This window comes from Qipengyuania intermedia (assembly GCF_019711615.1).
Taxonomy (GTDB): Bacteria; Pseudomonadota; Alphaproteobacteria; order Sphingomonadales; family Sphingomonadaceae; genus Qipengyuania; species Qipengyuania intermedia.
The window spans coordinates 96,698-118,526 of record NZ_JAIGNS010000002.1; the positions used below are offsets into that span (position 1 = coordinate 96,698).

The following is a 21,829-nucleotide window of genomic DNA, read 5'->3' on the forward strand; positions in this document are numbered from 1 at the left end:
GTGGGGGAGAGGGCCGGAGCCGGGCGCAGCGACCGCAGGGAGCGGATAGACGCCATCAAAAACAACCCCTAAGGCACCTCGCCATGAACGACACAGTTTCCTTCGGCTACGAAGACATCGACGCGAACGAGAAAACCGGCCGCGTGGGCGAAGTGTTTTCCAGCGTCGCCGCCAAGTACGACATCATGAACGACGCGATGAGCGGCGGGATGCACCGGCTGTGGAAGGACCGCTTCGTGCGCCGGGTCAAACCGCAGCCGGGTGAACAGATCCTCGACATGGCGGGCGGCACGGGCGACATCGCTTTCCGCATGGCCGCCAAGGGGGCCAGCGTCACCGTGTCGGACATCAACCAGGACATGCTCGACGTCGGCATCGAACGCGCAATGGATCGCGGCATCGACGGCCTCGTCTGGAGCCGTCAGAACGCCGAGGAGCTGGCCTTCAGCAGCCGCACTTTCGATGCCTACACCATCGTGTTCGGCATCCGGAACGTCACCTTTATCGACAAGGCGCTGCGCGAGGCGCACCGCGTGCTGAAGTACGGGGGTCGCTTCTACTGCATGGAATTCAGCCAGACCGACTGGCCGGGCTTCAAGGAAGTCTACGACCTCTATTCGCACCAGCTCATGCCCAAGATCGGCAAGGCGATCGCCAATGACGAGGACAGCTATCGCTACCTCGCCGAATCGATCCGCCGCTTCCCCAAGCCGCCCGAATTCGAGGCGATGATCCGCGCAGCGGGCTTCGAGAATACGCGGGTCGAAAAGATCCTCGGCGGTGCGGTCAACATCCATTCGGGGTGGAAGGTTTAAGGGTGGCACGCCCAGCTACGCATATCTGGCGGCTCCTCAAATGGGGCCGGACGCTGGCGAAGCACGGCGCTTTGCGCGGGATCGAGCGCGATCCGAACACGCCCCCACCGGTGAAGCGGCTGGCCCGCATCGCCCGGCTCGGGACGGTGCAGCCGAAGGAACCCGATTATGCCGGCGCCTTCCGCGATATCGGCCCGGCGGCCATCAAGCTGGGACAGACGCTGGCGACACGGCCCGACCTCGTAGGCGAGGATGCCGCGCGCAATTTATTGAAGCTGCAGGACGATTTGCCGCCCGTCGGTTTCGAGAAGATCAAGGCTAGCATCGAGGCGAGCTTCGAACAGCCGCTCGAAAGCCTCTATTCCGAATTCGACCCGGTGCCCGTGGGTGCGGCGTCCATCGCGCAGGTCCACCGTGCGGTGACCACCGAGGGCAGGCCGGTTGCCGTGAAGGTCCTGCGCCCCGGTGTGCGCGAGCAATTCGCCAAGGACATCGACACCTACGAATGGGCCGCCGCCCATGTCGAAGCGATGGGCGGCGAGGCTGCGCGCCTGCGCCCGCGGCTCGTCATCGCCAATTTCAAGCGCTGGACCAATCGCGAGCTCGACCTGCGGCGCGAGGCGGCCAGCGCATCGGAACTGGCCGAGCATATGGTCGGGACCGAAGGCTATGAAGTGCCCGGCATCGACTGGGACCGCACCAATGGCCGCGTGATGACCGTCGACTGGATCGACGGCATCAAGATCAGCAACACCGAGGCTATCCGCGCGGCGGGTCACGATACTGCGGAACTGGCGAACCGCCTCGTCCTCGCCTTCCTGAAGCAGGCGATTGCCGCCGGTTTCTTCCATGCCGACATGCACCAGGGAAATCTGTTCGTGAAAGCGGACGGGACCATTGCCGCCATCGATTTCGGCATCATGGGCCGGATCGACCGGCAGGCGCGCATGTGGCTGGCGGAAATCCTCTACGGTCTGACGACGGGCAATTACAAACGCGTCGCCGAAATCCATTTCGAGGCGCAATATGTGCCGAGCTATCACAATGTCGACGAGTTCGCGACGGCGCTGAGGGCGGTGGGCGAACCCATGCGCGGCAAGCCGGTGAGCGAGCTGTCGGTCGGGCAGATGCTGGACGGGCTCTTCGCCATTACCCGCGATTTCGACATGCAGACGCAGCCGCACCTGCTGCTGCTGCAAAAGACCATGGTGATGGTCGAAGGCATCGCCACGCAGCTCAATCCGCAGATCAACATGTGGGACACGTCCGCGCCCTATGTACGCAGCTGGATCCGCGACGAGCTGGGGCCTGAGGCCGCAATTGCCGACCGTATCCGGACCGATACCGAAACGCTGCTGCGCATCCCCGATCTCGTGCGCCGGATCGAAGACCGCTTCCCGCCCAAGGGCGGCGCGCCCGAACCGCCGCCGCTACCGGAAGTGGAGCTCGTGTGGGAACGCCGTGCCCGCAAGCAGGAGAGGCGCAGCGTCCTCGGCTATCTGCTTGTTGCAGCAGGCGCGGGCCTTGCCGGTTGGGCCGCCGCGACCCAGGGCTGGATCGGCTAGGTCAGGCGATCCGCCCGCGCCAGCGCAGCATGGCGAAGGTCAGCACGAAGACGTGCGCCGCCTCTACCAGCATCGGCATCCACCAGCCTTCGTAGGTCCCGACCGCGAACAGGTTCACCAGCCGTCCGGTAAAGGCGATCGCGAACAGCAGCAGCGCGGGCAGCAACACGTCGCCGCGGCGCTTCCACGCGCCCCAGGCCATGAAGAAGGCCGCGACCAGGAAGAAGGCGGTGAAATCGCCGCGCATGGCGGAAAGTCCCATCGCTCCGCTGGCGGTCAGGCCAAAGTCTGCCCCTGCCAAGGCAGGGTCGACGAAAAAGCTCACTCCGAGGACCAGATCGAGCAGGGCGCCCAGCGCAATCAGCGCGGCAAGAACGAAATTCATATGCGAAACCCCTCCGTTTCCTTTTTTTAAACCATAGGGTGGCAAGGGTATTTGGGCAATCGCGCGCGTTTTGCGTGCTGGCAATGACGGACAGGGGGCGCTAGCAAGCGCAACGATGACGCAATGGGAATGCACCAGCCGATCGGCGCGGACAGCGCCAGTGACGAATTCGAGCGGGACCGCGAAGTGAGCGGACCGAAGATCCTGCTCGTCATCGGCGGCGGTATCGCTGCCTATAAATCGTGCGAGCTCGTGCGCCTGATCCGCAAGGCCGGGGGCGAGGTGACCTGCGTCCTCACAGAGGGCGGCCAGCAGTTCGTCACGCCTATGGCGCTGGCGGCCCTGTCGGGCAAGAAAGTCTATACCTCGCTCTTCGACCTCAAGGACGAGGTCGAGATGGGGCATATCCAGCTCAGCCGCGATGCGGACCTCGTGGTCGTGTGCCCGGCAACGGCGGATCTCCTCGCCAAGATGGCGGCAGGTATCGCGGATGACCTGGCGACCACGCTGATCCTCGCCACGGACAAGCCGGTGCTGACGGTCCCGGCGATGAATGTGAAGATGTGGGAGCATTCCGCGACCCAGCGCAATGCCGACTGGCTGCGCCAGGCAGGCGTGAAGGTCATGGATCCCGACGAAGGCCCGATGGCCTGCGGCGAATTCGGCCCCGGACGCTTGCCCGAACCGGTCGCGATCCTGTCGAAGATAGCCCAAGAACTCGAAATCGATATCGACCTGCCCGAACTGGCCGCGCCCGCCCCGCAGCTCGCAGCTCCGTTGGAAAAGGCCGACGCCGAGGTCGAAGCGCCCGATATCGAGGCTCTCGAGCCGGAGGACGAGGAAGAGATCGAAAAGAGCGGCGGCGGCCTTGGCGGCTTGCTGTCGATGATCATCCCGCGCTCGACTGCGAAACGCTCGCACGAAGAGATCGAGGAGGAGTACGAAGAGCTCGAGGACCTCCCTGAGCCCGACATGCTCGATGCCGAGGCGCTGGTCGAAAATACCGAGTTCGATCCCGACGCCGCAGGGCCGCTGCTTGCCAAGAAGGGCGGGGCTGCAGCCGCACCGCCGATCGATCCCGAAGCGCTCAACCATACCGTCGCGCGCAAGGACGAACGCGCCAAGCCTCAGCCGGTCGAAGAAGATGTGCAGACGCAGGAAGTCGCCTTCGAGGATTCGCCGCTCGCCGGGCAGCCCGAATTCGATCCCGATCCCGAACACCGCCCGCTCTATGGCAAGCACGTGCTGGTCACTGCCGGCCCGACGCGCGAGCCGATCGATCCGGTGCGCTATATCGCCAACCGGTCGAGCGGGAAGCAGGGCTTCGCGATTGCCGCAATGGCCGCTGCCGCCGGTGCGCGCGTCACGCTGATTTCCGGGCCGGTGCACCTGCCCACTCCGCATGGCGTGGACCGCATCGATGTCGAGACCGCAGAGGACATGGCCGAGGAAGTGCGTAACGCACTGCCCGCCGATGCTGCATTCATGGTGGCCGCGGTCTCCGACTGGAAGAGCAAGCATGTTGCCGGCGAAAAGATGAAGAAGCGCGGCAGCGCGCCGCCCGCGCTCATCCTGGCCGAAAACCCCGACATCCTCGCCGCAGTGGCGGCTGGGCGCAAGCGACCGCACCTCCTCATCGGCTTCGCCGCCGAGACCGAAAACGTTGTCGAAAACGCCAAGACCAAGCGCAAGCGCAAGGGCGCCGACTGGATCATCGCCAATGATGTTGCCGGTGCCGTCGGCGAAAGCGTGATGGGCGGCGACATCAACCAGGTGCATATCGTCACCCCCAAGGGGGTCGAAAGCCTGCCCGAAATGCCCAAGGACGACGTGGCCCGCGAACTGGTGCGCCGCGCTGCCGAAGCGTTGGTCGAACAGCGGGATGAAGACGAACATGACTGATCCGGTCGGTGTAAGGCTGAAACGCCTGCCCCATGGCCACGGCCTCGATCTCCCGCGCTATGCCACCGATGGTGCCGCAGGCATGGATGTCCTTTCAGCCGAAGCGGTCAGCCTGAAGCCGGGCCAGCGCCATGCTGTCGCAACCGGCTTTGCCGTCGCCATTCCCGATGGCTATGAAATACAGGTTCGTCCGCGTTCGGGCCTCGCCTTCAAGCACGGCATCACCGTGCCGAATACGCCGGGCACGATCGACAGCGATTATCGCGGCGAATTGAAGGTCCTCTTGATCAACCACGGCGACGAGACCTTCGCCATCGAACGCGGCGACCGGATCGCCCAGCTGGTGCTGGCGCCCGTCACGCAAACTGCATGGCAAGAGGTCGACGAACTCGACGAAACGACCCGCGGCGAAGGCGGGTTCGGCTCGACCGGCGGCCACGCGAAGCTCGCCTAGTCGAACAGACCCACGGCCAGTTCGGCCCAGACCAGCAGGAAAAGCGAGATCATCGCGGCAATGGCCAGCAGGCGTGCCCGTGCATCCAGCCTTGCCCGCAAGGCCATTTCGATACCGATCCCGACCATGCCCAGCAATCCGCCCATAAGCGCGAAATCGCCCGGACCCCAGGCGACGTCGGCAGTGACGTTCATCGCGATGGCGGGAAGCACCAGGACCAGTGCGGCCAGGGTCCAGTAGATCGCGCGAATACGGTTCGCTGCCGGTGCGGCAAGTGCCCTCATCATCTCAACTCCCTCATATCGCGGCGCTTTATAGTATGTCCGCGCTCATTCCTGAAAACTCACGAAAAAGGGCGGCCCGTCGCCGAGCCGCCCTTTCCGGTTCATCTATATATCGCTTCCATGCGATCTAGCACTTACCGGTCTTCCGGCTTGACCGAGATGCGCACGGTCTCACCCGAATTGCCGGGGAAGTCCGTGAACATGGCTTCGACCAGGTTCGGCACGAGGTACTGCAGTCGGTTCGAAGTCGACAGGGCCTGCGCCTTGCCTTCGAACAGCCGCTCACCCGTCGCCGCGCGATCGATTTTCATGTCGATACCGCTGGTATAGACCGTGTAGCTGCGCACTTCCGGGCCGCCGAACCACGGGTCGTTGAAGCCGTAGCCCCAGCTGCTGCCGTAATAGCTCGTGCGGAAGATGCGCCCGTCGCGGGTGCGGTAATAGCGCGGACGGACATAGCCCAGGTGTCCGCGATAGCCGTACCACGGCGAATAGAACGGATCGTGGAAGCCGGTCGAGCGCACCCGCTCGCGGCCGTTGTCGACGCCGTAATCGAAGCGTACCAGCAGGGTCGCGTCTTCAGCCGATGCTGCCTGCGCATAGCCCAGGCGCTCCATCTGCGCTTCGACCTGGTCGGCATACATCGAGAATTCCAGGCCGCCGGCAAGGGCCGGATCGTCTGCAACCACGAAGTAGCTTTCGCCGGTCGGGGCGGGCATCCTGGTTTCGAAACGGGTCACGTCGGCCTTGAAGGCAGGCGCGGCGCAGGCTGCCAGGCCTGCCAAGATCATCGGTACGGAGGCCAGCTTCAGCTTACGCCCCAATCCCTGTTTACGGGTAGTCATAGCTTGGTCCTTTCACGCGTTGGTGCATCGTATACACCAAACGGGAATCATGGGGCAGCCCGCCTTTCCCCAAGACAATCTGCCAGTGAATAGAGCAACTTCTATACCAAACGCCATGAACCGGCTTTGAATGGCCGGATTCACTTATGTTGCATCGCGCTGGAGGGTTGTCGCACGGCCCTCAACGCGGCTAAGGGTCGCCGCGACAAATCCCAATTTGCGTAAGGCAGAGACGAGCCATGGCTGGCCATTCCAAATTCAAGAACATCATGCACCGCAAGGGCGCGCAGGACAAGAAGCGCTCCAACCTGTTTTCCAAGCTGAGCCGCGAAATCACCGTGGCCGCCAAGATGGGCATGCCCGATCCGGACATGAACCCGCGCCTGCGCCTGGCGGTGAACGCTGCCAAGAGCCAGTCGATGCCGAAGGACAATATCCAGCGCGCGATCGACAAGGCATCGGCCACCGACGGCGAGAACTACGAAGAAGTCCGTTACGAAGGCTATGGCCCGGGCGGCAGCGCGATCATCGTCGAGGCACTGACCGACAACCGCAACCGCACCGCCACCGCCGTGCGCACCGCTTTCAGCAAGAACGGCGGCAACCTCGGCACCGAGGGCAGCGTCCAGCACGGCTTCGAACGGCTCGGACTGATCGAATATCCCGCCAGCGCGGGTGACGAGGACAAGGTCCTCGAAGCCGCGATGGAAGCGGGTGCGGAAGACATCGAAAGCACAGCCGACGGTCACACCATCTGGACCGCCGCCGACGATCTCCACCAGGTCGCGGGCGATCTCGAGAAGTCGCTGGGCGAGGCGGAAAACGTGAAGCTTGCATGGAAGCCGAACATCACGGTCGAAATGGACGAGAAGGGTGCATCGACCCTGCTCAAGCTGATCGATACGCTGGACGATGACGACGATGTCCAGACCGTCTGGGGCAATTACGAAATCTCCGACGAGGTCATGGCCAAGCTGGACGCCTGATCGGTCGTCCGGTGAAGCTGCGCGAATGGATCCTCGCGATCATATTGGGCAGCGCATTCCTGCTGGCGATTGCCTGGCGGCTCGGCTGGATGATCGGGTTGTGACGGCGTGCTGATCCTCGGCCTAGACCCCTCGCTGTCCTGCACGGGTTGGGGCGTGATCCGCGTCGACGGCAGCCGGATCACGCATATCGCGAACGGCCAGATCCCGACCGATGCCAAGGCGCCGATGGTGCGGCGGCTGTCGCTGCTGCACACCTCGGTCGAAGCCGTCATTGCGGAATACGCGCCCGATCGCGCCGCTGTGGAAGAAGTTTTCGCGAACAAGAATGCGCAATCGACCCTCAAGCTCGCGCAGGCACGCGGGGCCGTGCTGGCGGCCTGCGGCGGGGCGGGGCTTGAGGTGAACGAGCATGCCGCGCGGCTGGTCAAGAAGGCGGTCGTCGGGACCGGCGGGGCCGACAAGACGCAGGTCCAGGCCATGCTGAAAGTGCTGTTGCCGGGGGCGAAACTGGCCGGCGCGGATGCCGCCGATGCGCTGGCGGTCGCGATTGCCGATGCGCACCTTTCCTACACGACGCCCTCGCGCTAGGCCCTTGGCATGAGCGTGCCTGAACCCCTCATATCCGCCCGAAACGGGCGCTTTGCGGCCTCCGGCGGATTTTCCGCCCGGACCGTGTTCCATGTGTTCCACTCTGTAGGACAGGCATCGTGACCATCCAGCTTTACGGCATCCCCAATTGCGACACCGTCAAGAAAGCCCGAAAGTGGCTCGACGCGCAGTCGATCGATTACAGCTTTCACGACTACAAGAAGGAAGGCGCCGACCCGGCAAAGCTCGCCTCATGGTCGGACGCGGTGGGCTGGGAGGTGCTGCTCAACAAGCGCGGCACCACCTTTCGCAAGCTGGACGATGAAGCGAAGGCCGATATCGACCGCGAAAAGGCGATCGCGCTGATGGCCGAGCACCCGAGCATGATCAAACGGCCCGTCGCCGAACACGCGGGCGGCATATTGGTCGGCTTCAGGGAAGAAGACTGGGCGGCAGCGCTTCAATAGCCGCTGGAATTACTCCAGCCGCCATTGTCGTTCTGCGTCACAGAGCGCGCATTGTCGTTCGCCGTGCCGGTGATCTGGCGCTTGACCGCGCCGAGGTTGCTGCCCGAACCGTAAATCAGGCCAAGCACGATCGCACCGCCGAGGAGAAGTTTCTTGATCATGGTCGCGACAGGCTACCCGCCTATCCTAAAGATCAGGTTAATGCTGACCCTCAGGCCTTGCGCGCGGTCACGATGTAATTGAGCGCCGTATCGCCGGAAAGGTGGAGGCCTTTCATCGGGGAATAGCCGATACCGCGCGGCTCGCCCATGGAAAGACCTGCCTCGGACAGCAGGTCGCCGAGCTCCTCGGGCGTGATGAAGTCGTCCCAGTGGTGGGTGCCCTTGGGGATCATGCCGAGGCCCTCCGCCGCGCCGATCATAAGCAGGCGCGATTGCGGCGTGCGGTTGGGGGTCGACAGGACCATGAGGCCGTCATCGGCAAGGCGCGCTGCCAGCTCGCGCACGAAAGCCGCCTTGTCGGCCACATGCTCGATCACCTCCATCGCGGTGACGAGGTCGAACTTCCCGATGTCGAGTGATCCGATCTCGCCCGCCATGTACCTTATATCGAGGCCAACGCCCTCGGCATGAACGCTGGCCGCAGCCACGTTTTCGGGCGCTGCATCTACGCCCGTAACCTGCGCGCCCATGCGCGCCAGCGGCTCGCACAGCAGGCCTGCGCCGCAGCCGACGTCGAGCGCGCTCTTGCCCGCTAGCGGACGCGCATTGCGGACATCTCCGGCCCAGTGCACGTCGATCGCATCGCGCAGGAACTGGAGGCGCACCGGATTGAGCTTGTGCAGCATGGCGGACGAACCCTTCGGGTCCCACCAGTCCCGCGCCAGTCTGCCGAAATGTGCGGCCTCTTCGGGCCGGATCGTTTGGCCGCCTGAAGTATTGCTTGGCGTGTCGGTTGTTGCATCACTCATAAGGGGTGGCTAGCAGCCATAGCCCACGCATTCCAGCACGGAGAGACATCCGCTTGGCCCGTATCGTGATGAAATTCGGCGGCACCTCGATGGCGGGGACGGAGCGCATCAGGCGCGTCGCCAACCTCGTGCGCAAACAGGCTGCCGGTGGCAACCAGGTCGCCGTGGTGGTCAGTGCGATGGCAGGCGAGACCGATCGCCTGGTCAATTTCTGCCGCGAAGCGAACCCGCTCTACGACCCGGCCGAATACGACGTCGTCGTGGCGAGCGGCGAGCAAGTGACGAGCGGACTACTCGCTCTCACCCTGCAATCGCTCGGCTGCGACGCGCGCAGCTGGCTCGGCTGGCAGCTTCCGGTCCGCACCGTCGAAGCGCATGCGAAGGCAAGGGTTGAAGCCATCGATGCCGAAGCTCTCACCTCGGCGATGGAGACAGGACAGATTGCCGTCATCCCGGGTTTCCAGGGGGTTTCGGAGGACGGCCGTATCACGACCATGGGCCGCGGCGGGTCGGACACCAGCGCGGTCGCAATCGCCGCTGCGGTGAACGCGGACCGGTGCGATATCTACACCGATGTCGACGGCGTCTACACGACCGATCCCAGGATCGTGGCCAAGGCCCGCAAGCTCAAGGCCGTGACCTATGAAGAAATGCTCGAGCTGGCGAGCGTGGGGGCAAAGGTCCTCCAGACCCGCAGCGTCGGCCTCGCGATGAAAGAGGGCGTGCGCGTGCAGGTCCTCTCCAGCTTCGTAGGCGACGACGCCATTCCGGCAGACGAACTCCCCGGCACGATGATCGTGTCGGAAGAGGAAATGAATATCTTGGTGGAGAAGGGCGAAATGGAACGCCAGCACGTAACCGGCATCGCGCATGACAAGAACGAGGCCAAGATCATCCTCACCCGAGTGCCCGACAAGCCGGGTGCCGTGGCGCATATCTTCGACCCGCTGGCAAAGGCGGCGATCAATGTCGACATGATCATCCAGAACGTGGGCCGCGACAAGGGCGAGACCGACGTTACCTTCACCGTCCCGCAGGCCGACCTTGCAAGGGCTCAGGCGCTGCTGGAAGACAAGCGCGACGACATCGGGTTCAATCGCCTCATCACCGACAGCAAGATCGCCAAGATCAGCGTCGTGGGTGTCGGCATGAAAAGCCACGCAGGCGTTGCCAGCACCATGTTCAAGGCGCTCGCGGATCGCGGGATCAACATCCAGGCGATCACGACTTCGGAGATCAAGGTCAGCGTGCTGATCGACGAAGACGAGACCGAACTCGCCGTTCGCGTCCTGCATACCGCCTATGGCCTCGACGCGGACGACGAGGCTGCGTGAATAGGATTCGCAAGGTAGCTGACGGGTGGAGTGCCATCGTCCGAAGCACTTGGCGGGCCTATGCGGTCTTTTGCGGAGCGGGAGTGATTGCCGTCCTGCTCCGGTTTCGAGGCGGGGAGTATGCGGAAGCGAGCAATCGGGAGGTGATGGAAGAGATCGGCGTGGCCGCAATTCTCATGTTCGTCGCGGCCTTTGTCACTGCGCTCGTCTTCCATTACCAACTGCGCCGTAATTCGCGCTGGCCCGGTGGGGGAGGGCGCCGCAACAGGTGAGCGTGAAATGAGCCATACAGCAAAGATCCTCCTTCTCGGCTCCGGCGAACTGGGCCGCGAATTCGTCATCTCCGCGAAGCGCCTCGGGGCTTATGTCGTGGCCTGCGATGCCTATGACGATGCACCCGCAATGCAGCTTGCCGATGCGCGCGAGGTCTTCTCGATGCTCGATGGCGAGAAGCTGCGAGACGCGGCCGAAAGGCACCGGCCGGATTACATCGTTCCGGAGATCGAAGCCATTCGCACTTCGGTCCTTGCAGAACTGGAGGAAGAGGGTTTCAACGTCGTGCCTTCCGCCAGGGCGGCGCAGCTGACCATGAACCGCGATGCGATCCGCGACCTGGCGGCGCACGATCTCGGTCTCGTGACCTCGAAATACCGCTATGCGAAGAACCTCGACGAGGTGCGCGCGGCGGCAAAGCACACGGGCTTTCCCTGCGTCATCAAGCCGGTGATGTCATCGTCCGGCAAGGGCCAGAGCACGGTCCGCGACGACGACGGGCTCGAGCCGGCCTGGGATTACGCTTGCGCCAATATGCGCGGCGACCGCAGTCGCGTGATCGTCGAGCAGTTCGTCGACTTCGACTACGAGATCACTCTCCTGACCATCCGGCACAAAGGTGGCGTCAGCTTCTGCCCGCCGATCGGCCACCGGCAAGAGCGCGGGGATTACCAGGAGAGCTGGCAACCTACGCCTATGAGCGATGTGGCGATCGCTAAAGCCCAGGACATGGCGCGAACCGTGGTCGATGAACTGGGTGGACACGGCCTGTTCGGCGTAGAGTTCTTCGTCAAGGGCGAGGAGGTGATCTTCTCGGAACTCAGTCCCCGCCCGCATGACACGGGGATGGTAACGCTGGTCAGCCAGAACCTCACCGAATTCGACCTCCACGCACGCGCCATCCTTGGTCTGCCGGTGCCCGATCAATTGCGCGCGCGCCCCTCCGCCAGCGCGGTCATTCTGGCGAGCCAGAACAGCGATGCGCTTTCGTATAGCGGCCTTGCAGAAGCCCTTTCCCAGCCCGGCACGGACCTGCGCATCTTCTCGAAGCCGACCAGTCGACCCTTTCGCCGGATGGGCGTGGCGCTGGCGACGGCAGGCGATACCGATGAAGCGCGGCGGAAGGCTCGCGATGCGGCGGCCAAGGTGCGGATCCATTACGGCGACACCGCCGGTTAGAACATTGCGTAAAGGCGCGGACCTCCGCTTGCCGTAAGGGCGCTTGCGCCGTAAGCGCTTTTGCCATGAGCAGCTATCCCAAGACCGACCGCCTGATGCAGCGCGGCGCCGACTTCCTCGGATCCGAAACCGCCATCCTGTGCGGAGCGATGAGCTGGGTGTCGGAGCGAAACCTCGTTTCCGCCATTTCAAACGCCGGTGGCTTCGGCGTTATTGCATGCGGCGCGATGACGCCGGAATTGCTCGAAACCGAGATTGCCGAGACGCAAAAGCTGACCGACAAGCCGTTCGGCGTGAACCTCATCACCATGCATCCGCAGCTCTTCGACCTCATCGAAGTATGCGACAAGGCAGGGGTCAGCCATGTTGTGCTGGCCGGTGGCATTCCGCCCAAGGGCAGCGTGGAAGCCATCAAGGGCGGCACCAATCCCGCCAAGGTGATCTGCTTCGCCCCCACGCTTGCCCTGGCGAAGAAGCTCCTGCGCTCGGGCGCGGACGCACTCGTGATCGAGGGCATGGAAGCCGGTGGCCATATCGGCCCGGTATCGACCAGCGTGCTGGCGCAGGAAATGCTGCCCGAACTGGCCGAGGACCACATCATCTTCGTGGCAGGCGGCATCGGACGCGGCCAGGCGATTGCAGGCTATCTCGAAATGGGCGCCGCAGGGGTACAACTTGGCACCCGCTTCGCCTGCGCCAGCGAAAGCATTGCCCATCCCGATTTCAAGAAGGCCTTCTTCCGCGCCAATGCGCGCGACGCCGTTGCAAGCGTGCAGGTCGACGCGCGCCTGCCGGTCATCCCGGTGCGGGCACTGAAGAACAAGGGCACGGAAGAATTCACTGCCAAGCAGCGCGAAGTCGCCGGTACCCTCGATCGCGAAGAAATCGCGATGGAAGAAGCGCAGCTCCAGATCGAACACTATTGGGCCGGTGCCCTACGCCGTGCGGTGATCGATGGCGATGTCGAGAACGGCAGCCTGATGGCGGGCCAGTCGGTCGGAATGCTCAAGGCGGAAGAGCCTGTCGCGGACATCATCGAAAAGCTCATGGCACAGAGCGAAGAGGCGCTCTCGCGCCGCTAACTCCTGGGTCGAACCTGCTGGCAATCCGGTTGGTGGTCTGACTTAGGTGAGGCCCTGCGCGGTCAGCATTCGGTTTCCATCATCCGCAGCTGTTCGGGTATTTCGTTCAGCCGGATGAGCCGCGCGCGCCTGTCGTTCGGGTCGATGTCCGCCGTTACTAGGCCTTTCGCCTTGAGGCGTTCGATCGCGAGGTAGAAGCCGCGATAAGAAGAACCCGAGGCGTGCAGCAATTCCTTGATGCGCGAACTGCCGTTGTTGAGAAGATGGATAATAATCCTGCCCTCAATAGTGAACACCTCGACCCCCGAACGACCGAACTCGTTCGAAAAATTCTCTAATAGTTTCTGCACTTGCCCGCCCGTTCCGATTCGCGGGAAATACACCCGACCATCGACCAAAATCTGTTAATGGCCCCCAAGCATTCGCAGAAAAGCGAAATGCCAACCATTATTTGCATCAAGTATTATATGAATAAAACGCCTACAAGTGTATCTTGTATATATAATATAAGACCTCAAAAGCGATATGAATGCCCCTACAAATCGCGTAGCTCCACGTCAACTGGGTCCTCGGATCGCCTGGTTTAATAAATGTTAAATACCTTTTGAGGGGTTACTTTATGCGTACTATGAATATTGCGGGTCGTGCAGCTGTTGCCGGCCTGATGACGAGCGTCGCAGGGGGCGCGCTTCTGGTTGCATCGCCCGCAGCCGCACAGGCATCGGACGAAACTTGCTTCCGTTACACGAACGGCTCGCTCTACTGCACCGAGCCGGGCGATGTGGATTATTACCGCGGTGCTGGAGAGTTCGATCAGTCGGGTGTCGGTGACGGCGCTTACGACAATCTCGACACAAAGATCGAGCAGTCCGCTCCGAGCGAAGCCGAAGTAACGGCTGCCCAGGCAGAACTCGATGCAGCCAACGACGCGGCTGAAACGCTTGCTGCCGACCAGACTGCAGTCGAAGCTACGCTGACCGACGACAACCTCGCTGCATTCGAAGATGTTGCAACGACCGAAGCCGCTCTCGAAGCCGCCCAGGCCGCTGAGCTGGAAGCACTGGCTGCCCAGACCGATGCACAGACCGCATTCGATGCGGCTGCTGACGATCTGACCGAAGCCAACGTCGCTCTCGGCGCTGCCCAGACCGATCTGGCGGACGCACAGGATGCTGTCGACACGGCCCAGGCCAACTATGACGCCAACCAGACCACTGCGAACCTCGCAGCTCTGAATGACGCTCTGGCTGACCGCGCTGACGCACAGCTCGCGCTGGACGCTGCTGAGGAAGACCGTGCAGACGCGCTGGCCGTCGCCAACGATGCCGCTGCAGACCTCACGGCTGCGCAGACTGCGTTCAACGACGCAGCTGCCGCGACCGTCGCTGCGAACGATGACTTCTCGGATGCCCTTACGGCACTCGATACTTCGCTCGCTTCGAACACCGACTTCGTCGACGCGATCACCGACGCTGGCTACACTGCCGACGCTTCGGGCCTCAACACGCTCAGCAACGACGCCGTTGCAGCAGCAGATCAGGCTGTTGTCGAGCAGGCTCAGTTCGACGCGCTCGACGATGCGACCAACACCTTCGCTCGTGCTCAGGACGTTCTCGTCCCGGCTGCCGAAAATCAGAACGCTGCAATCGCTGCTGCTTCGCAGGCTCTTCTCGGCGACCCGCGCGCTGATGAGACTAATGCCGAAGTCGAAGTGATCGCTGCTCTGGTCGATCACGAAGAGCGTATCTCGACCAACACCGCAGACATCGCGACCAACGCTGCGAACATCGCCGACAATTCGGCTCGCATCACCGTCGTCGAAGAAACGCTGGTCGAATACGACACGCGCATCACCGCCAACGCCGATGCGATCGTCGCTGAATCGGAAGCGCGTGCCGCTGCCGACGCTCAGTTGCTCGATCAGCTGACCGCAGAAGAGAACGCCCGTATCGCTGGCGACGCTGCCCTGCAGAGCCAGATTGACGGTATTGGCGGCCGCGTCGATCTCGTCGAAGCGCGCATCGACCAGCTCGATGACCGTATCGCCAGCTCGACCGCTACGGCGATCGCACTGGGCGGCATGGGCTTCCTGCCCGACACGCGTTTCAACCTGTCGGTTGCAGGCGGCTTCTACGAAGGTGCCAACGCAATCGCAGCCAACGCCGGCATCCGTGTCAGCGACAAGGTTGCGATCACTGCCGGTATCGGCGGCGGCCTGAACAAGAACGGCAAGGTCGGTGGCCGTGTCGGCATCATCTTCGGCTGGTAACTCCTAACAGTCTGATTGGCTGACTACACCGAGGCGGCCCGGAGAGCGATCTCCGGGCCGTTTTTGGTGTCACAAGCGTGGCTTTGAGGCCGTCGAGGAACTCCAGCTTGTCCTCTGGCCGGAGCGCGATCATTAAGCGACCCATGTCCGAACCTCTTGTCCTGATCCTGTCCTGCGCCGATCGACCAGGGATTACCGCGCGCGTTGCCTCGTTCCTGTTCGAAAGCGGCGGGAATATCCTCGAAGCACAGCAGTTCAACGACCGGGGCTCGGATGCTTTCTTCATGCGGGTCGAGTTCGACCCCGGCTCTGCGGAGCGAGAAAGGCTTCGCGCCGGTTTCGCATCCCTCGCAGAAGAGTTCGCAATGGAGTGGAAACTCGCGCTGCGTGACCGCCCGCGGCGGGTGCTGCTAATGGTCAGCAAGTTCGATCATTGCCTCGCCGACCTGCTTTACAGATGGCGGATCGGCGAATTGCCGATGGAGCCGGTGGCGATCGTCTCGAACCATCCGCGCGATGCTATCGGCCATACCGATATCGGCTCGATACCGTTTCACCACCTACCCATAAATCGCGAAACGAAAGCCGCGCAGGAAGCCGAGGTCCGCAGGATCGCCGATGAATGCGATGCGGAGCTGGTGGTCCTGGCGCGCTATATGCAAATCCTGTCGGACGAGCAGGCCGCGCACTTCGCCGGGCGGTGCATCAATATCCACCACTCATTCCTGCCGGGTTTCAAGGGGGCCAAGCCCTATCACCAGGCTTACGAGCGCGGGGTGAAGATGATCGGCGCGAGCGCGCACTACGTGACCGCAGACCTCGACGAAGGCCCAATCATCCACCAGTCGGCCGAACCGATCAGCCATGCCGACAGCCCCGACGAGCTGGTCAGGAAGGGGCGCGAAATCGAGAGCCGTGTGCTGGCGGAAGCCGTCCGCCTGCACCTTGAGGAACGGGTGCTCCTCAACGGCAAGCGAACGGTCGTCTTCCGCAGCTGATCAGCGTTTCGCCACCCGAGTTTTCGCGCGCTCGGCTTCCATCGCCTTGTCTTCGTTGGCGCGCTTGATGACATATTGGCGGATGGCTTCGATCTCGTCCTCGGAGAGCGAACCGGCAAAGCTGGCCATGCCGTTATCCTGCAGTGCACCGCCATGGACGATCTGCAGCCAGGCGGCCGGATTTTCGAGCGCACCAGAGCGGCGCAGGTCGGGCAATTCCGTCGACCCGACTGCTGCAGGCGCGTGGCATACGGCACAATAGCGCGCGTATTTGGCACGCCCCAGTTCGATCGTCTCGGCGCTCGCCCGCGACAACGGCGGATCGAGCGGTGCGAGCGCGAAGTCGGGCTCGGCAGGAAGCTGTGCCTCTCCGCCCAGCTTGAAGACCAGGAGCCGGCTGATGTTTCGTACCGGCTTCATCTGATCGATAAGTTCGCCGTCCACCGACAGAGCGAAAGCGCCGCCCCAGCCTGCCAGCACGGCGACATATTGCTCGCCATTGACGGTATAGGTCATCGGCGGTGCAACCACCCCGGTTTGCGCGGCGAAACTCCAGAGCTTGTCGCCCGTGGCAGAATTGTATGCGGCAAATTCGCTGCCCGAGTTGCCTTGGAATACCAGTCCGCCGCCGGTTGCCAGAAGCCCGCCGTTCCACGGTCCGGGATGTTCGACCTCCCAGCGCACTTCTTGCGCCACCGGGTCCCAGGCCAGCAGCTTGCCGCTGATCGTGCCCTGGACTTCGCGCCGGATGCCAAGGTCGGGCGGCAGGTCGCCTGCGCCCAGATCGAATCCGACATTGAAGCCGCGTGCCCGGTCAGGCTTCCAGTTCGCTTCGGGCGCATAGAGCATCGCGGCTTCGAATGCCGGAATGTAGACGAGATTCTCGTCCGGGTGATACGCCATCGGGTGCCAGTTATGCCCGCCGAGCGGACCGGGCATGACCAGCGCAGGTTCTCCGGTGATATCGACCCGCGTTTCCGGGTTCATGATGGGACGGCCATCCTCGGACATTCCGGTCGACCAGTTCTGGGGGATATAAGGCTTGGCGGACAGGAATTCGCCCGTCGCGCGGTCCAAGACATAGAAATAGCCGTTTTTGGGGGCCTGCATCAGGACCTGCCGCTCGCGCCCGTCGATCTCCATGTCGGCGAGGATGATGTGCTGCGTAGCGGTGTAATCCCAGGTCTCGCCAGGGGTCGTCTGGTAGTGCCAGACATAGTCGCCTGTGTCGGGCCGGATGGCGACGATGCTAGAGAGGTAGAGATTGTCTCCCTCGCCTTTTCCGTCGGGGCCGGGGCTGCGGTAGGCGCGGTTCCAAGGGCTTCCGTTGCCGACCCCGAAATACAGCAGGTCGAGTTCCGGATCGTAGGCCATCGAATCCCACACCGTGCCCCCGCCGCCGATGCCGTCCTCGCTGCCGAGCACGTCGCCGCTCCAGGTTTCGGCGGCCGCCTTCAGATATTCCGGCTCCTCGCCGCCTTTGCCGCCGGGCACAGTATAGAACCGCCACAGCTCATCGCCGTCCGCCGCGTCATAAGCGGCGATATAGCCGCGCACGCCGAACTCGGCCCCGCCGTTGCCGATGAGCACCTTGCCGTCGATGACGCGGGGGGCACCGGTAATGGTGTAGCTCTTCGACTGGTCGACAGTCACTTTTTCCCAAGCGACCTTTCCTGTTTCGCGGTCGAGCGCGACGAGGCGCCCGTCGAGCGTGCCGAGATAGAGGTTGTCGCCCCATGCAGCGAGGCCGCGGTTCACGACATCGCAGCAGGCCTTCACGCCGGTTTCGCCGGGAACCTGCGGATCGTAGCTCCACAGCGGCTCGCCCGTGGCGGCATCGAAAGCGAAAACCTTGCTCCACGCGGTTGTCACGTAAAGCTTGCCATCCATTACGAGCGGCGTGGCTTCCTGCCCCCGTGCGGTATCCATATCCACGAACCAGGCAAGCCCGAGATCCGAGACGGTTTCGCGGTTGATCTGGTCAAGCGGGGAGAAGCGTTGTTCGGAATAGGTGCGGCCGTGGCTGATCCAGTTGGCCGCGTCCTGGTCCGCATTGACCAGGCGCATCGCGTCGATGCCGCCCTCGTTCTCCGCCGAATTGCACGACGCAAGCAGCAGCGCGGCCGCAGCCGCCAAACCGTATCTCATCGCTACTCTCTCCCTCATCGGTCTTCCCGGACCGCTCAACCCGATTGCATCCTGCCTCCGATCTCAGGCCTTGTCCATCGCGAGGACTGGGCTAGGTTGGTACGCGGACGGGGTAGAGGAGAGACTGCAATGTGTGATCAGGAACGCTTGGCTCAATGGGCGAGGGGCGGAATTTCCCGGCGGACGTTCGGTGCCGGGGCGCTCGCCGGCACTGCAGCTGCCTGCACCTCGATGAATCCGGCGGGTGAGGACGCGGCCGATGATATCGTCATGCGCAGCACCGTCAGTTTCGCCACTCCTGACGGAACCATGGACGGGGAGTTCTTCCATCCGTCCAGCGGCACACACCCTTCGGTCATCTTCTGGCCAGACATCGCCGGTATCAGGCCGGCCAAGCGCCTCATGGCGGTTCGCCTTGCCGAGGCAGGGTACGCGGTCCTTCTGGCCAACCCCTACTATCGCGATGTGGCGGGCCAGCAATTCGAGGATTTCGCGGACTTTGCCGGAAACGGCGGCTGGGACAAGGTAAAGCCCTGGCGCGCCCGCTTCGATCACGAAACCATCCGGCGCGACAATGCCGCCTGCGCTGCATGGCTCCAGGAACAGGCCGTGGTCCAACCCGACCGGGGCGTAGGCGTCCAAGGTTACTGCATGACCGGCAGCTTTGCCGTGATGGGTCCGTGGTCTGACGACATGATCTTAGCCGGGGCAAGCTTTCACGGCGGCGGCCTCGTGCGAGACGGCGAATTCAGCCCGCACCGCCTGCTGCAGGACGACGGCCATTATCTCATCGCCATTTCGCAGGATGACGATGCCGAGCAGCCGAATGCGAAAACGGCGCTGCGTGCCGCCGCTCGGGATGTGAAAAACCGGACCGAAATTGAAGTGTACCCGGCCGATCACGGCTGGTGCGTGCCGGATTCACCCGCCTACGACCAAGAACAGGCCGAGCGCGCCTGGTCGCGCTTGCTGGCCCTCTACAAAGAGGCCCTGTAGCCTAGGCGCTCAGCCGTTCGGCAAAGCGGCCATGCTTGCGATAGCGGGTCATCCACTTGTCGAGGAACAGGCCGAGCGGCTTGGGCTCGATGCCAAGCTTGGAGAAGCCGGGAAATTCGCCTGAAACCGTGTTGCCCTGCGCCAGCAGGTTCCACTGGTCGCTGCTCATCGGCGTGCCGGGAAGCGCGGCAAAGGTGGCGGAAAGCGGATCGGGCATCGGCAGGAAGGTGCGCTTGCGGCGCTGCGCTTCGGCAATCCGGCGATGGATTTCCAGCATGGTCAGCTTTTCCGGGCCGCCGAGCTCGAAAGTCTTCCCGCCGAAGTTTGCGGGGTCTTCGAGAGTGCGCGCAACGGCTTCGGCGACATCGTCGACATAGACCACCTGAAGTTCGGAATCCGGCCCGAAAACGGGAAGGACAGGCAAGGTCGAGATCAGCTTCCCGAACATGTTCAGGAAATTGTCGTCCTTGCCGAAAAGGATAGAGGGGCGCAGGACCGTTGCATTGGGGAAAGCTTCGAAGACGCGCTTTTCACCGAGGCATTTTGCCGCCGCATAGTCGTTCGAAGTGTCCTCGTCGGGCTCTGCCGCGATCGCGCTGATGTGGACGAATGCGCTCGCGCCTTCCTTGGCTGCAGCTTCGGCCATCCAGCCAGGCGCTTCGCCCATGAGCGTGCGCAGATTGCCTTCGAACGAACCGACCAGATTGACCACGGCATCGGCGCCTTCGATGCACTGTTCGACACTGCGGCGATTGGTTGCATCGCAGCGGGCGAACTGCATCTGGCCCAGATTGGCGAGCGGTTTGAGCTTGAATGCCTTTTCGGGATTGCGACTGGCGATCCGCACCCGCGCACCGCGCTCGAGCAGCGCCTGCGCCACGTAATTGCCGATGAAGCCGCTTCCGCCCATCAGCACTACCAGCTTGCCGTTCAGTGCGCTGTCTTTTGCCATTTCGATGCCTGTCTTTTCCGGTCTAGAATTCGTGTTGCGCCCCTAGCCACAACCTGCGCGCACCTGCAAGCGTTCCAAGAAGCGCGATTGCAGTTGACAAGAATCGCCCCCCTTCGCTAGTGGCGCGCTCCTACCTGCGGACCGGCGAAGGATGACCGGTCGTGCAAAGTGTGCCCAGATGGCGGAATTGGTAGACGCACCGTCTTCAGGTGGCGGCGCTCGCAAGGGCGTGGAGGTTCGAGTCCTCTTCTGGCACCATTTCTCGACGTCAGCAGATCGCAGCGACTGGGCCAAATGGCTCTTCGCTGATGGCGTTCGCCGGTCAGGACAGTCGTGCGAAGTTGGCTACTCCCGGCGCGGGGGTGCGGCGGGGGTGTGGCGCGTTATTGTCGGCCGTATGCGTGCCCCCGATCAGGGCTGCCAGTTCCGCGAGGCGGTCTGTGTCGAGGCTGTAGAAGACGAGCTTCGCTTCCTTGCGCGTGTCCACCAGTCCCGCTTTGCGAAGTACGCTCAGTTGCTGCGATAATGCCGGCTGCCCGATGCCGGAGGATTGTTCGATCTCGCCGACGTTGAGTTCGCCTTCCCGCAAGATTTGCAGGATGCGGAAGCGCAGCGGGTGGGCGATCGCCTTGAGTTCCTCGATCGGTGCGTCGTCGCTCATACCGTGCCCTTTTTCGGAGCGTCGCGAAGGAACCAGTCCGTCTCGCCTTCGTAGTTGAAGACAACGTCGAGATCGTGGGTCGGGGGCTGGAGCAGCGGTTCGCCCGGCGACCAGTTGGCCGGCGCCAGGCCATCATGGGTATCGATCGCCTGCAGGGCATCGAGCATGCGCAGCATTTCGGGGATAGAACGCCCCATATTCGCCGGGTAGCACGTCATCGCCCTGACCACCCCTTTCGGATCGATGAAGAAGGTCGAACGGACTGTGGCGCTGTCATTGTCCTGCGGCGCGACCATGCCGAACGCACGCCCGATGACGAGCGTAGGGTCTTCGACGATCGGAAAGCGCACTTCGACACCGAAGCGGTCGCGGATCATGCGCAACCATGCGAAATGCGAAAAGAGGCTGTCGACCGACAGCGCCATGAGGGCGCAATCGCGCTGCTCGAATTCCGTCGCGTTGCGGGCCAGCTCCACGAACTCGGTCGTGCAGACGGGCGTGAAATCCGCCGGGTGGGAAAACAGGACGAGCCAGCGCTTGCGGAACTCCTTCAGGCGCACAGGTCCCGCCGTGCTCCGCGCTTCGAAATCCGGCGCGTAATCGCCAATGCGGAGGCCGCCGATTGCCTGAGGCAGGTTTGTGTCAACGCTCATCAGAACTTCCTAGCACTTGA

The 21,829-nt window shown here is 63.1% G+C and carries 24 protein-coding genes and 1 tRNA gene; 15 read left to right on the forward strand and 10 right to left on the reverse strand.

Annotated elements, in window-relative coordinates; genetic code table 11:
• The first annotated feature begins 83 nt into the window (after positions 1-83).
• Both K3179_RS06735 and ubiB read left to right on the forward strand, forming a co-directional pair.
• Positions 84-815 carry a class I SAM-dependent methyltransferase gene (locus tag K3179_RS06735; RefSeq protein ID WP_090476558.1) on the forward strand — a complete coding sequence of 244 codons (732 nt, stop codon included), beginning with the start codon at positions 84-86 and terminating at the stop codon, positions 813-815.
• Positions 816-817: 2 nt separating this feature from the next.
• On the forward strand, positions 818-2,380 hold the full coding sequence (ubiB, locus tag K3179_RS06740) for a 2-polyprenylphenol 6-hydroxylase (RefSeq protein ID WP_221563323.1): 1,563 nt from the start codon (positions 818-820) through the stop codon (positions 2,378-2,380).
• Between the two features lies 1 nt (position 2,381).
• Here the strand turns inward: ubiB and K3179_RS06745 are convergent, their stop codons facing one another.
• Positions 2,382-2,765 carry a hypothetical protein gene (locus tag K3179_RS06745; RefSeq protein ID WP_221563325.1) on the reverse strand — a complete coding sequence of 128 codons (384 nt, stop codon included), beginning with the start codon at positions 2,763-2,765 and terminating at the stop codon, positions 2,382-2,384.
• A 129-nt stretch (positions 2,766-2,894) separates the two neighbouring features.
• On the opposite strand from K3179_RS06745, the gene K3179_RS06750 reads away from it, so the two are divergent.
• On the forward strand, positions 2,895-4,667 hold the full coding sequence (locus K3179_RS06750) for a bifunctional phosphopantothenoylcysteine decarboxylase/phosphopantothenate synthase (RefSeq protein WP_247712962.1): 1,773 nt from the start codon (positions 2,895-2,897) through the stop codon (positions 4,665-4,667).
• Complete coding sequence (gene dut / locus K3179_RS06755; protein ID WP_221563329.1) at positions 4,660-5,121, forward strand: dUTP diphosphatase; 462 nt, start codon at positions 4,660-4,662, stop codon at positions 5,119-5,121. Before K3179_RS06750 ends, dut begins: the two co-directional genes overlap by 8 nt.
• Here dut and K3179_RS06760 read toward each other — a convergent pair.
• Positions 5,118-5,408, reverse strand: coding sequence for a hypothetical protein (locus K3179_RS06760; protein ID WP_221563331.1), 291 nt, complete (start codon positions 5,406-5,408; stop codon positions 5,118-5,120). The genes dut and K3179_RS06760 overlap by 4 nt on opposite strands.
• 131 nt (positions 5,409-5,539) lie before the next feature.
• Positions 5,540-6,250 carry a DUF4136 domain-containing protein gene (locus K3179_RS06765; protein WP_247712900.1) on the reverse strand — a complete coding sequence of 237 codons (711 nt, stop codon included), beginning with the start codon at positions 6,248-6,250 and terminating at the stop codon, positions 5,540-5,542.
• Between the two features lie 239 nt (positions 6,251-6,489).
• On the opposite strand from K3179_RS06765, the gene K3179_RS06770 reads away from it, so the two are divergent.
• From K3179_RS06770 to K3179_RS06780, 3 genes are all read left to right on the forward strand, one after another.
• Complete coding sequence (locus K3179_RS06770; RefSeq protein WP_090476550.1) at positions 6,490-7,236, forward strand: YebC/PmpR family DNA-binding transcriptional regulator; 747 nt, start codon at positions 6,490-6,492, stop codon at positions 7,234-7,236.
• A 108-nt stretch (positions 7,237-7,344) separates the two neighbouring features.
• Entirely contained in the window at positions 7,345-7,827 is a 483-nt protein-coding gene (gene ruvC / locus K3179_RS06775) for a crossover junction endodeoxyribonuclease RuvC (protein WP_221563333.1), read from the forward strand.
• 119 nt (positions 7,828-7,946) lie between these two features.
• The gene (locus K3179_RS06780) at positions 7,947-8,294 is read left to right on the forward strand and encodes an ArsC family reductase (RefSeq protein ID WP_221563335.1); all 348 of its coding nucleotides are present in this window, start codon (positions 7,947-7,949) and stop codon (positions 8,292-8,294) included.
• Here the strand turns inward: K3179_RS06780 and K3179_RS06785 are convergent.
• Complete coding sequence (locus K3179_RS06785) at positions 8,288-8,455, reverse strand: hypothetical protein (RefSeq protein ID WP_160595685.1); 168 nt, start codon at positions 8,453-8,455, stop codon at positions 8,288-8,290. The two genes, K3179_RS06780 and K3179_RS06785, sit on opposite strands and share 7 nt — an antisense overlap.
• A gap of 50 nt (positions 8,456-8,505) precedes the next feature.
• Positions 8,506-9,264 (reverse strand): bifunctional 2-polyprenyl-6-hydroxyphenol methylase/3-demethylubiquinol 3-O-methyltransferase UbiG, encoded by a 759-nt coding sequence (gene ubiG, locus K3179_RS06790; RefSeq protein ID WP_221563337.1) that lies wholly within the window; start codon positions 9,262-9,264, stop codon positions 8,506-8,508.
• A 53-nt stretch (positions 9,265-9,317) separates the two neighbouring features.
• On the opposite strand from ubiG, the gene K3179_RS06795 reads away from it, so the two are divergent.
• From K3179_RS06795 to K3179_RS06810, 4 genes are all read left to right on the forward strand, one after another.
• Positions 9,318-10,598: an aspartate kinase gene (locus K3179_RS06795; protein WP_425594739.1), complete on the forward strand. Its 1,281-nt coding sequence runs from the start codon at positions 9,318-9,320 to the stop codon at positions 10,596-10,598.
• An 83-nt stretch (positions 10,599-10,681) separates the two neighbouring features.
• Complete coding sequence (locus K3179_RS06800; RefSeq protein WP_221563339.1) at positions 10,682-10,870, forward strand: hypothetical protein; 189 nt, start codon at positions 10,682-10,684, stop codon at positions 10,868-10,870.
• A gap of 7 nt (positions 10,871-10,877) precedes the next feature.
• Positions 10,878-12,050 carry a formate-dependent phosphoribosylglycinamide formyltransferase gene (gene purT, locus K3179_RS06805; protein WP_221563341.1) on the forward strand — a complete coding sequence of 391 codons (1,173 nt, stop codon included), beginning with the start codon at positions 10,878-10,880 and terminating at the stop codon, positions 12,048-12,050.
• A gap of 65 nt (positions 12,051-12,115) precedes the next feature.
• The gene (locus K3179_RS06810) at positions 12,116-13,132 is read left to right on the forward strand and encodes an NAD(P)H-dependent flavin oxidoreductase (protein WP_221563343.1); all 1,017 of its coding nucleotides are present in this window, start codon (positions 12,116-12,118) and stop codon (positions 13,130-13,132) included.
• Between the two features lie 62 nt (positions 13,133-13,194).
• Here the strand turns inward: K3179_RS06810 and K3179_RS06815 are convergent, their stop codons facing one another.
• Positions 13,195-13,482: a MarR family winged helix-turn-helix transcriptional regulator gene (locus tag K3179_RS06815; protein WP_221563345.1), complete on the reverse strand. Its 288-nt coding sequence runs from the start codon at positions 13,480-13,482 to the stop codon at positions 13,195-13,197.
• Between the two features lie 269 nt (positions 13,483-13,751).
• On the opposite strand from K3179_RS06815, the gene K3179_RS06820 reads away from it, so the two are divergent.
• Positions 13,752-15,401: a YadA-like family protein gene (locus K3179_RS06820; RefSeq protein WP_221563347.1), complete on the forward strand. Its 1,650-nt coding sequence runs from the start codon at positions 13,752-13,754 to the stop codon at positions 15,399-15,401.
• 143 nt (positions 15,402-15,544) lie between these two features.
• Positions 15,545-16,399, forward strand: a complete 855-nt coding sequence (purU, locus tag K3179_RS06825; protein WP_221563349.1) for a formyltetrahydrofolate deformylase — start codon at positions 15,545-15,547, stop codon at positions 16,397-16,399.
• Here purU and K3179_RS06830 read toward each other — a convergent pair whose 3' ends face one another.
• Complete coding sequence (locus tag K3179_RS06830; protein WP_247712901.1) at positions 16,400-18,547, reverse strand: PQQ-dependent dehydrogenase, methanol/ethanol family; 2,148 nt, start codon at positions 18,545-18,547, stop codon at positions 16,400-16,402.
• Between the two features lie 129 nt (positions 18,548-18,676).
• Here K3179_RS06830 and K3179_RS06835 point away from each other — a divergent pair, with 129 nt between their 5' ends.
• Positions 18,677-19,543, forward strand: coding sequence for a dienelactone hydrolase family protein (locus K3179_RS06835; RefSeq protein ID WP_221563354.1), 867 nt, complete (start codon positions 18,677-18,679; stop codon positions 19,541-19,543).
• Between the two features lies 1 nt (position 19,544).
• Here the strand turns inward: K3179_RS06835 and K3179_RS06840 are convergent, their stop codons facing one another.
• Positions 19,545-20,495 carry a complex I NDUFA9 subunit family protein gene (locus tag K3179_RS06840; RefSeq protein ID WP_221563363.1) on the reverse strand — a complete coding sequence of 317 codons (951 nt, stop codon included), beginning with the start codon at positions 20,493-20,495 and terminating at the stop codon, positions 19,545-19,547.
• Positions 20,496-20,667: 172 nt separating this feature from the next.
• Here K3179_RS06840 and K3179_RS06845 point away from each other — a divergent pair.
• Positions 20,668-20,753: transfer RNA gene (locus tag K3179_RS06845), tRNA-Leu, on the forward strand.
• A gap of 64 nt (positions 20,754-20,817) precedes the next feature.
• Here the strand turns inward: K3179_RS06845 and K3179_RS06850 are convergent.
• Together K3179_RS06850 and K3179_RS06855 are read right to left on the reverse strand one after the other, a co-directional pair.
• Positions 20,818-21,156: an ArsR/SmtB family transcription factor gene (locus K3179_RS06850; RefSeq protein ID WP_221563372.1), complete on the reverse strand. Its 339-nt coding sequence runs from the start codon at positions 21,154-21,156 to the stop codon at positions 20,818-20,820.
• Positions 21,153-21,809: a peroxiredoxin gene (locus tag K3179_RS06855; protein WP_221563374.1), complete on the reverse strand. Its 657-nt coding sequence runs from the start codon at positions 21,807-21,809 to the stop codon at positions 21,153-21,155. Before K3179_RS06855 ends, K3179_RS06850 begins: the two co-directional genes overlap by 4 nt.
• Positions 21,810-21,829 lie beyond the last annotated feature (20 nt).